A 10,352-nucleotide genomic window follows, 5' to 3' on the forward strand; every position below is an offset into this window, starting at 1 on the left:
AGGGCAGAAAGGGTGTCTGCGGTTTCGCCGGATTGGGTCACACCGATCGTTAGCGTATGGGGCGTGAGTGGGGGCGGTGCGTAGCGAAACTCAGAGGCATACTGCACCTGTGTGGGGATTTCGGCAAGCTGTTCTAGCAAATACTTACCCACCAGTCCGGCGTGCCAGCTTGTACCGCAGGCAACGATCTGGATTTGCTCAATATCCGCATAAAACTCATCCGGCAGATTCAAGCGAATTGGGGAAGTAGAACTAGCGGCTGTCCACCCACTATCCAGATAGGCTTCCAACGAAGTTCTCACCACACCCGGCTGTTCATAGATTTCCTTCACCATGAAATGCCGGAAGCCCTGCTTTTCCACCTGAATCGGGTTCATGTCCAGCATTCGCGGCGTTTTCTTGAGTCGATGCCCGGCAAAGTCATACACTTCTACGCCCAGCGGGGTCAGCCTTGCCAGTTCGCCATTTTCCAGCGTCAGCACAGCGCGAGTATGCGTCACCAGAGCCGGAGTATCCGACGCACAAAAGAATTCGCCCTGCCCAAACCCGATCGCCAAAGGAGCCTGCTGCCGCACTGCAAGGAGTTCATCGGGATAGTCGGCTGAAACGATCGCCAGCGCAAACGCGCCCTGAAGGTCATTCACTGCCAGGCGTGCCGCTTCGAGTAAGGGATTGGGGCTGGTAGAGAGTTCTGCCAGATAATCGGCAATCAGGTGGGGAATCACTTCGGTGTCGGTATCCGATCGAAACTCGTGTCCCTTTGCCTTCAGGTGTTCGCGCAGTTCGCGATAGTTTTCAATAATGCCATTTTGCACGACTGCCAATCGCTTTACCGTATCCATGTGGGGATGGGCGTTGTATTCCTCCGGCTTGCCGTGGGTTGCCCAGCGCGTGTGTCCAATGCCGACCTGTGCGGGAATATGTAAGCCTTCTAACTTGTCTTGCAGATTTTGCAGTTTGCCCTTCGCCCGGACACAGTGAATTTCGCCTTCCCAGATGGTGGCAATTCCCGCGGAGTCATAGCCGCGATACTCCAGCTTGCGTAACCCTTCGAGCAAAATACCGCTTGCTGCTTGAGTTCCGATGTAGCCAACAATTCCACACATGGGCTGACGCTCCTCTTCAGGCTAAAGTGGATGGATTTATTTTAATGGGGGCAATTATTGTTCACGCACCTGGATATACAGCAGTCGATCTGGTGATTCCAGAAAGGTGATTCCAGAAAGGTGGAGCTTGGCTCGATCGCGAAGGTTTGCCCCACCCTGCCCTGCGGACTTCCCTCCCTGGAGGAGATGGGATTAATGGGTTTGTTTTGGGTTTTGTGAAGTGAGGTTAGTCTGACGAGATTGTGATTAGGCGATCGCTGAACGCTAAACAACGGCGCTTAAATCAGACAAGGCAGAGCCGGGCTGAACTGACCCTGATGCTTTCAAACTGTCAAGAAACGCATAAACCGCCGGAGAATGTAACCCTTCTGCCAAGATTGCTGCGCCGATAATTCGCTCTAGTTTCACGGGCAGACTTCTCACCTGAACATGGGGTGGCAGTGGCTCGGCGGCTAATCGTCCCATAATCGTAATGCCCAAGCCTTGGCTGACCATGCCCACAGCGGTCGAATCTTCCGTTACTTCGTAGGTGGGTTTTAAGGGCTGCTGAAAGCGATCGAAGTGAGCATCAATCAGGATGCGGCACTCGTCCTGCGACGAAGGCAAAATTAAGGGCAGCCTGTACAGATCCTGCCAGGTGAGGGAGTCTTTGAGCTTGCAGCTGGGGGGAAACAGAACCAGATACTCATCGCGCAGCAGTTCCCAGGATTCAAATTCATCGGTCGTCGGCAAAATGGTAATGCCCAGGTCTGCCTGACCCTGCCGCAGGGCTTGAGCAACGGAAACGCCGAAACGACATTCGCGAATCGTAATACTCACGCCCGGAAACCGCTTCTGAAACTCTGCAATCACGCCGGGCAGCACGTGAGTCGCCGCACTCCGAAATGATGCAATTCGTAGATGACCGCCCTGAAGCCCCTTCGCGAGGTTTGCTTCTTTGCCGATCGCCTCCAGATTATCCAGCATGGTATGAGTATGCGTCAAAATGCGTTCGCCTACGGGAGTTAGCGAAGCCCCATGTCGCCCCCGCGACAGCAGCACCACGCCTAATTCAGCTTCTAACGCCGCGATTGCATGACTGATGGCGGATTGAGACACACCAAGCTGAAAAGCCGCCTCACTGAAGTTGCCATACTTGGCGATCGTAGCCAGTGCCCGCAGTTGCGATAGCTTAATGCCTTCAAGATTCATCGCGTCCACCTCTTCCCTGCACTTCCCAGATTGTCGCTTAAATTCTCAGGAGACTCCAGAGGTAAACATGAATTTTTTTCATGGAAACGATGCAGTGCGCTTTTTGATTTCATCGTTGCAGCTACTTAAAGTGGGGCTATCAGATGAAATTTTGTTACGGCGATGGAGTTTATTCCGCCATTCAATTTACTCATCGTGCTCCAGCACGAGCATGACCAAAGAAGTAATCTGCCTGCAAACCGTCTGATTCACCCTTCGCATCCGGGAGTCATGGTATGAGAACTGATTTCAATCCGATTCAGCAATCCTCCCCCCTCGTTAATCCACGATCGCCGCAAACCTGGCAAAATGGACGCCTCAAGCGGATCTGGGATCGATTTGTGCAATATTGTCTCGGTTATTCTGAACCGCAAATTACGCTGAAGCGCGATCGATCGGGTGAACATTACTGGAGCGTCTACGACCCGACGACCCATCAATCACTCACCTTCGGGAGCGCAAACGAAGTTCGGATCTGGCTCGAAGAACGCTATCGCAGATGAAAATCCGACTTAATTTTGATTGGCTCTCTTTTAATCGAACAGCAACCAAATTCCTGCTAAGGCGATCGTCGCTCCTAAAATTGCCCTTAAACTCACTCGTTCTCCTGCCCAGAAAGCGATCGGAATCACAAACAGCGGACTGGTCGAGGTGAGAGCCTGAGCAATGCCCGTGGCAGTGAATTTGAGGGCAGTTTGCTGGAGCCAGATTGCCAGATACGTGCCGCTAAACGCGGTGAGTGCCAGGATAGCCAGGAAGCGGGGCGATCGAAGCGGCTGGAAAACTCGGAGGGGCTGACGCTTTGCCACCATCCAGACTAGCAAAATTAGCACACCTGCTGCAAGACGAATCAGCGTACTCCAGAGTGGGCTGACTGTGGTTCCGGCTAACGCTGCTCTGGACAAAACGGCTCCGCCTGCCTGACCCAGTGCCGCCAGTAATCCGAAGCCAATCCCCAACCAGCGGTGCGATCGATCTCGCGGCTCATTGGGTGTGCGTTCCACCACGACCCAGGCAACCCCTCCCAGGGTTAAGGCAATTCCGATCCAGGTTTGCAGCCCTAGCTGTTCGCTAAGGAATAACCCTGCCAAAATTGCTGCCATCGAAGGCGACAACGCCTCAAATAAGAGCGATCGTCTTGCCCCCAGCGCATTCAAACTGGCAAAAAACGCGGTATCGCCCAACCCAATTCCGATCGCCCCGCTCAACCCCAGCAGCAAGACACTCATCCCGCTCAAGTCAGGCACATCGCCCCGCAGCAGCAGCGTCAGCAAAATAAAGCCGATCGCAATCCCACTCTTCGTAAAGTTCAAAATTAGGGGCGGCATCTGTTTCCCCAACCCCACATAAATCGAGGAAGCGATCGCCCAGATCAGCGCAGCCCCCAATCCGGCGATTTCACCCTTATAAGTCTCAATCCAATTCACAGGTTCTCAGCGTCCGAGTCAACCTTTCCATTCTGCCGTGTAAATAATTTGGAATTCGGAATTGGCAATTGCAAAGCCTGGAGTGAGCGATCGTGCTCAATGCGTCTCTTTGCTGTACCGCTCTCCCTTTTCAAACTGTTCCTCAACAAACCGCACTGCCTCGGCTCGATCGCGCACCACTCCATCCAACGTTGCATCAAAAACCGTTTCTAAAATCTCCTTATACTGCCGTCCGGGTTTGAAGCCAAGCTGTTTGAGATCGTTGCCGTTGAGCAAAGGTTCGATCGCCGAATCCTTAGTGAGGTATTGCCAAATACGTCGTCGAATTGCGCGAGAACTGGTGATTGCTAGCAGCGTCAGCGTCTCAAAATCCAAGGGTTGCAGCAGCCGATAAACCTTACTAAGACGGGTTGTCCCAGAAGGGAAGTGCTTCGCATCGCATTCAGGCAATTGCTCATTTACCCATTTTTGTCGATCGTCAAACTGTCCTAGTCGATCGAGGCTGCCGGCAGGAAGCTGAAAATGCGTTGCGACTTTGACTCGGGCTGCGGGTAGCAGGTGCAGCAGCATGACTTCGAGCAAAATTTGCCAGTGAGAAAAGGTTTTGGAAGGGGCAAATTGTTTCAGCCAGCGATCGGCAAAACGGAGCTGGTACCAGAGGGAATCGGTGAGTTTCAGCTCAGGATGGATACAGCAAATTGCGCCCAGATGATCTAAAAGCGCGATCGCCCGTTTCCAATAGGAAGCTTCCAGAATGTATTTCAACTCTTGCTTCAGGCGGGTTTGCAGTGCGGGGGTTTTCTCCATTTCGAGCTGGATTCGGTCATAAACCCCGCTGGCGATCGCATGGCGAATGTAACCTTCAGTTTGCGGTTCGATCTGAAATCCAAGTCGCGTGGCAAAACGCACTGCGCGATAGATGCGCGTTGGGTCTTCGATAAAGCTATTGGCATGGAGGACACGGATTTGCTTTGCTTCCAGGTCAATCACACCGCCAAAAAAGTCGAGCAGTTCGCCGCGTCGGGGGGTAGTCAACCGGATTGCCATCGCGTTAATCGTGAAATCGCGCCGATATAAATCCTGCCGGATTGAGCTTGCCTCGACTTCAGGGTTTGCCGCCGGATAGGGATAAAACTCGGTGCGAGCCGTAGCGATGTCCACCCAGAGCGAGCCAAGTTCGGGATCGTTGTGCCAGAGGAGGGCTGCAGTCTGAAATCGTCCGTGGATTTGCAGCTTCGTTTGCGGGTAGCTTTCCTGCAATGCTCGTGCTAGCTCGACTCCTGCTGCCTGGTCTGCCGATCGATGAAAGCCATCTACCACTAAATCAATGTCATACAAATGGGGTTCACCGCTCTGGGACAGCAGCATATCGCGCACTGCACCGCCCACCACATAGAGCTGCCAACCGCGCTGCTCTGCCAGTGTTGCTGCCTGCATCAGCACATTCCACAAAGCTGGAATCAGGCGACTTCGGAACATTCCCTGCACAACTTCTGGAAGGAGGCAAGCTTGACGCAGTGAGGGTTTTTTCGCATCGCGTACCGTTTGCCTTGCCTGGTTTTGCCTGCCCTGATACTGCCTATCCTGATGAAGCTGGCGCAGCACATCGGTTCGTGTCACCATGCCAACAAGCTGTCCGTCCTCCAGCACAGGCAATCGACCGATATCAAAGGTGGTCATCAGCGATTCGATTTCCGGCAGCGAGGCATCGGGGGCGATCGTCTTTAGATTCGTCGTCATGTAGCCTTTCACCGGAGCATGGCTGAAGCCGTGATGCAGTGCAATGTCAATATCCCGTCGAGAAATAATGCCAACCAACTGCCCTTCCGCATCCACCACTGATAGCCCCGCATGACCGTACCGCAACAAAATTCGCTGTGCTTCCTCGATCGTCGTTTCTGGGCGAATCGTGCGAACCGGAGAAGACATCATTTCTCGTGCCGTTGGCGGCTGGGGAATCTGCTGCGTCAAGCGATCAACAATCTGCTGAAACTCGCTTTCCGGATCAGCCGCCCTCAGGGATAACGATGCTGCCCGCGAATGTCCACCGCCCCCCCAGGGCTGGAACAGCTCACCCAGATTCAATTCGTCTAATCCCAGTCCACCTCGCGAGCGTCCGATGACCGTCAACCGTTCTTCCGTACCGTCTCCTAAACTAAAGCGCGTCGCCAGCAGCAGCACATCCGCCTCGGTCAGGGTCAGCAGCCGCGATGCTAGATTCGACAGCCCCACCACATGACCTCCCACGGGCAGCAGCACCCAGGCGATCGAATTGCCGCGAATGGTTTCCGTCTGCATTTGCTCCAGGGCGATCGTCAACAGCTCTTGCAGCTCTGGAGATAATCCTGGCTCTACATATTCCCCGATCGATCGCAGGTTTGCGCCCTGAGCCATCAGCCAGGTCAACGCTGCTGCATCTCGCACAGTCGAATGATCAAACGTGAGCGACCCCGTATCCACATGAATGCCCAACGCCATCACGGTTGCTTCTGCCGGAGTCAGCGTGATTTGTGCCGCCTGAAGCTGCTCCACGATCAGCGTGGTGGCTGACCCGATCGCCTCCACACACATTTCGTCTGCCGCAATATCTCCATCGGGATGATGGTCGTACACCGTAACTTTAATTCCCGGCAAATCCAGCCATTCCGCCGCCTTGCCCAACCGATCGCGCCACTGCGTATCCACTACAATCAGCGATCGAATCTGATCAGCATTTACCGATCGTCGCTCAATCAGCGCATATTCATCCCGATGCAACGCCAAAAAATCATGCACTGTGGGATGACTTCCCCCCGTCAACACAACTCGCGCTCCCGGATGCAGCCGCGTTAAGCCGATCGCCGCGCCCAGGGTGTCAAAGTCAGCCGTGGTATGACAGAGGATGATATCCATAGTCACTGTAGAAATAATGGCAAAACGATTTCTTTACTTTAGCGATCGTCTCCCCGCTTTTGACCAAACAACCTGAAAAGACGAAGCAATGCGAAAGAGCCTCCCCAATTCAATGGAAAACTCGATCGCACCTGCTTCGCCCTAAACGATTTAATTAAACGACTTAATTAAAGGGGTGTGAAAGGGGTGTAATGAATAGGCAAGTGAGCAGCCTAACTCTGCCGCCTAACGCTGCACAAAGCTGAGGATGAACGATCGCACCTGTTTCTTAAGGCAATCCAGCGATCGTCTCCCTGATCGTCATGCCATTTGCGAATCATTAACCAGCAGAACACTGTGCGAAACGGCGATTAACTTCTTCCCAGTTCACCGTGTTCCACCACTGCTTCAGATATTCGGGGCGGCGGTTCTGGTACTTGAGGTAATAGGCGTGTTCCCAAACATCGTTGCCCATGATCGGGTAGTGACCATCGGTGATCGGGTTGTCCTGGTTGGGGGTGCTGACGATTTCGAGTTTGCCGTCGCTAGAGCGCACCAGCCAAACAAAGCCGCTACCAAACCGCTTCACGCCAGAATCGTTGAACCGCTCTTTAAAGGTTTCAAAGCTGCCAAAGGTGTCATTGATTGCTTCTGCGATCGCCCCAGTCGGTTCACCGCCTGCATTAGGAGCCATCAGCGTCCAAAAAATCGTGTGGTTGAGGTGTCCGCCGCCATTGTTGCGAACGGCAGTCCGAACGGCTTCTGGAACAGTATTGAGATCGCGAATTAGTTCTTCAATGCTCTTGCTTTGCAGGTCAGAGTGGGATTCGGTCGCCGTATTCAGGTTCTTAACGTATGCGCCGTGATGCAGGTCGTGGTGGATCTGCATGGTCTGAGCGTCGATGTAGGGTTCGAGCGCGTCGAAGTTATAGGGCAGTGCGGGGACTTCAAATGCCATAGTGAATCCTTATTATTCTCTCAACTGTTTCTACAGATTATTCTAACGAATCTTTTGAAAGAGAAAACTATCAAAACCAATTTTCAACAGAAATTTCTATCAAAACCAGTAAAGAGGCGGAAGGATATAGCGGAAAAGTTGCTGTCGCTGTATCGCTTTAGATCGATCGGATTCAACGCTAAGAGGATACAGGCTCGCTCCAAAGCCAGGCTGCTCAGAAGCTAAAACAGCCGATTACAAACTTGCGTTATCGGATCTCATTCCTCTAATTGTCTTAGGTGACTCTTGGGATAGAGATGCCTTAGAAAATCAAGCTGGTATGCTTCGGGATGATTATTACTGCTCTGTCTTAAGTCTCCAAAATTGGAAAGCTGGACGTGCTTTCAGGGCTCAAAGCGGCGTGATTTTTTGCCGCAAAAATCCTCTAAAAAATACTGTGTGAGAAAAAAAAGTATGAAACCAGTCATCATTGTTCATGGTGGAGCGAAAACAATTACAGAGGACAAAGTAGCAGCAAATCAAGCGGGATGTTTAGCGGCAGTTGAGGCGGGCTGGGAGGTGTTACGTACCGGAGGCAATGCAGCCGCAGCGGTTGAGGCAGCGATTCGAGTGCTGGAATCCGATCAGACATTTAATGCGGGCTTCGGTTCAACGATGAACAGTGAAGGCGAAGTTGAAGTCGATGCGGCAATGATGGACGGGGCAACACTAGACTGGGGAGCCGTCGCAGCGGTCCAGGGCGTCCGTCATCCGATTTCTGTTGCCCACAAGATTATGGAAGATAAATCCCGATTGCTTGTGGCACGAAGCGGGGAACGGTTTGCGCTGGAACACGGGCTAGAAGTGTGTGCTAAAGAAGATTTGGTCAGCGAAGAACAATATCAGGAGTGGAAAGAGGAAATTGAGGTTTTAGACCGTCCCAATACGGTGGGCTGTGTCGCGTTAGATGCCAATGGCAATCTCGTTGCTGGCACTTCGACGGGCGGTACCACAGGGCAGCCTCAGGGGCGAGTCGGCGATACTGCATTAGTCGGCTGCGGCTTGTATGCCGATAACCGCTCTGGAGCTTGTTCGACGACAGGAGATGGTGAGTCGATTATTCCAGTCGTACTGGCAAAAACCGCGATCGATGCCTTGGCTGCCGGAAAGCATCCCGATGAAGCAGCGCAACACGCGATCGACACCCTAATCGATCGAGTAGCAGGAGAAGCAGGCTGTATTTTGATCGATCGGCAGGGACAAGTTGGCTGGGCACATAACTCATCTGAAATGGCGGTTGCTTATATGTCCGATGAGCTAAAGCAGCCTGTCTTCTTTACCCGTCAGGATCAAAAGTTCACCGTTGTTTAACTCCTCTGTTTAACCCCCGTTTAACTCCCTCCCCGCTATGGCTCCTCAAACCTCCTTCCAGTTTTTTCAGGGCAATTCACTTTCTGATTTGTTTGCTCAAGACATTAGCAACGGAAACTATGCGCTGATTTTGAACTACCCAGCGACAGCAAGCTGGGCAGCTTATCCAAACACGCAAAAATACTTTCTGCAGGATGGCAGCGGCGAATCAACCAAAACATCCTTCGATAAGATTTGCCAGAAAGAACCCTGGAAGAATTTAGCGGTGTTGGGGCACGGGCTGCGCGGTGTGGTCATCAGTCCACCCAGTAACACACTGACCCACTATTGGCGCGAGCATTTTGGCTTTCGCGATTCACAAGCGGAGAGGCTGGATTGCTCAACGTATCTGGATGATCTCAGTCAGGGCAATGACTCCTCTGGGCAAGTGCAAAGTAACCAAATCGATCGCGTCATTACCCTCTTTCCCTTTGATCACCTGCTGCCCGAAAGACACGCTGTTGATCCAGAAATTCATTACCGCTTGCTCAGTAAAGCAACGCTTTCCCAATTAGGAGTACTCTGCCCTACTTATCAAACTTATCAGTTAAGTGAAGTTCGTCTGGATCAAATTCCGCTCCCTTCCCAATTCCCCTACTTAATCAAGACGTCGCATGGTCTTTCTGGTGAGGGAACTTATATCATCCGTACCCAGAGTGACCTGAACTACTGCCTGGAAGAATTAGAGAAGTATCTCAAAATTAAACTGCTCGAAACAATTATTGTTTCCGATTTTGTTAAGCATGAAGTGAATAATTACTGTGTGCAGTTTTACGTTAATAAAGCTGGAGGAATTACTTTAATTGGCGTAACTCAGCAGCTTGTTAGCTCTGAAGGGACATACTTGGGAGGCGTGATTGACTACACCAATGATCTGAGCAAGTTTTCTTCAATGATTGCGGCAGTTGGAAAATATGCCCATCAGCAAGGATACTTTGGAGTCATTGGTTTTGATGTATTAGAGAACCGGGACGGCGAACTTTACGCGATCGATGCTAACTTCCGCATCAATGGTTCTACCCCTCTTTGTCTCCAGCGGCATCAGCTATTAAAGCTGAATAAAACAATCGCAAAATACTCCAGCGATTATCGCATGGAAGGAACGCTTGACTCCATTCTGACAACGCTCAAGCCGCATCTCGATCGCAGAGATTTCTTGATTCTCTCGGCTCTGGAAAAAGTGAAATATGGAAAAATCTACACCGAAATTTACGGCATTGTCACTGGAGAAACCGTAGAGGAGATGCAGCAGGTTGAGCAGAGTTTGCACCAAAAAGGATTGCATTTAACAGGCTAAATAATAAACCGCTGATAAACAATTGGAAGGCAACCCAAAATGACAGCAGCGATCGACGATACAAAACGAATAGC

8 protein-coding genes are annotated in these 10,352 nt (G+C 51.8%); 3 read left to right on the forward strand and 5 right to left on the reverse strand.

What is annotated here, in order from left to right; translation table 11 throughout:
- Positions 1–1,106: glutamine--fructose-6-phosphate transaminase (isomerizing) (gene glmS / locus H6F80_RS06880; RefSeq protein WP_190790848.1), on the reverse strand; the 1,106-nt coding region annotated here is incomplete at its 3' end.
- Positions 1,107–1,370: 264 nt separating this feature from the next.
- A complete protein-coding gene (locus H6F80_RS06885) occupies positions 1,371–2,297 on the reverse strand; it encodes a LysR family transcriptional regulator (RefSeq protein WP_190790849.1) in 927 nt (308 codons plus the stop codon).
- A gap of 275 nt (positions 2,298–2,572) precedes the next feature.
- Here H6F80_RS06885 and H6F80_RS06890 point away from each other — a divergent pair, with 275 nt between their 5' ends.
- On the forward strand, positions 2,573–2,839 hold the full coding sequence (locus H6F80_RS06890) for a hypothetical protein (protein ID WP_190790850.1): 267 nt from the start codon (positions 2,573–2,575) through the stop codon (positions 2,837–2,839).
- 30 nt (positions 2,840–2,869) lie between these two features.
- On the opposite strand, the gene H6F80_RS30655 is transcribed toward H6F80_RS06890, so the two are convergent.
- The 3 genes from H6F80_RS30655 to H6F80_RS06905 all read right to left on the reverse strand — a co-directional run bounded on the left by H6F80_RS30655 (position 2,870) and on the right by H6F80_RS06905 (position 7,592).
- Positions 2,870–3,763: a DMT family transporter gene (locus H6F80_RS30655; RefSeq protein ID WP_347277838.1), complete on the reverse strand. Its 894-nt coding sequence runs from the start codon at positions 3,761–3,763 to the stop codon at positions 2,870–2,872.
- A 96-nt stretch (positions 3,764–3,859) separates the two neighbouring features.
- A complete protein-coding gene (locus H6F80_RS06900) occupies positions 3,860–6,655 on the reverse strand; it encodes a CBS domain-containing protein (protein ID WP_190790851.1) in 2,796 nt (931 codons plus the stop codon).
- A 319-nt stretch (positions 6,656–6,974) separates the two neighbouring features.
- Positions 6,975–7,592 carry a superoxide dismutase gene (locus H6F80_RS06905; RefSeq protein WP_190790852.1) on the reverse strand — a complete coding sequence of 206 codons (618 nt, stop codon included), beginning with the start codon at positions 7,590–7,592 and terminating at the stop codon, positions 6,975–6,977.
- A gap of 453 nt (positions 7,593–8,045) precedes the next feature.
- Here H6F80_RS06905 and H6F80_RS06910 point away from each other — a divergent pair, with 453 nt between their 5' ends.
- Both H6F80_RS06910 and H6F80_RS06915 read left to right on the forward strand, forming a co-directional pair.
- A complete protein-coding gene (locus H6F80_RS06910; protein ID WP_190790853.1) occupies positions 8,046–8,942 on the forward strand; it encodes an isoaspartyl peptidase/L-asparaginase family protein in 897 nt (298 codons plus the stop codon).
- A gap of 37 nt (positions 8,943–8,979) precedes the next feature.
- Positions 8,980–10,278, forward strand: a complete 1,299-nt coding sequence (locus H6F80_RS06915) for an ATP-grasp domain-containing protein (protein ID WP_190790854.1) — start codon at positions 8,980–8,982, stop codon at positions 10,276–10,278.
- The last annotated feature ends 74 nt before the right edge of the window (positions 10,279–10,352 follow it).

Source organism: Leptolyngbya sp. FACHB-711 (genome assembly GCF_014695615.1).
GTDB lineage: Bacteria > Cyanobacteriota > Cyanobacteriia > Elainellales > Elainellaceae > Leptolyngbya_A.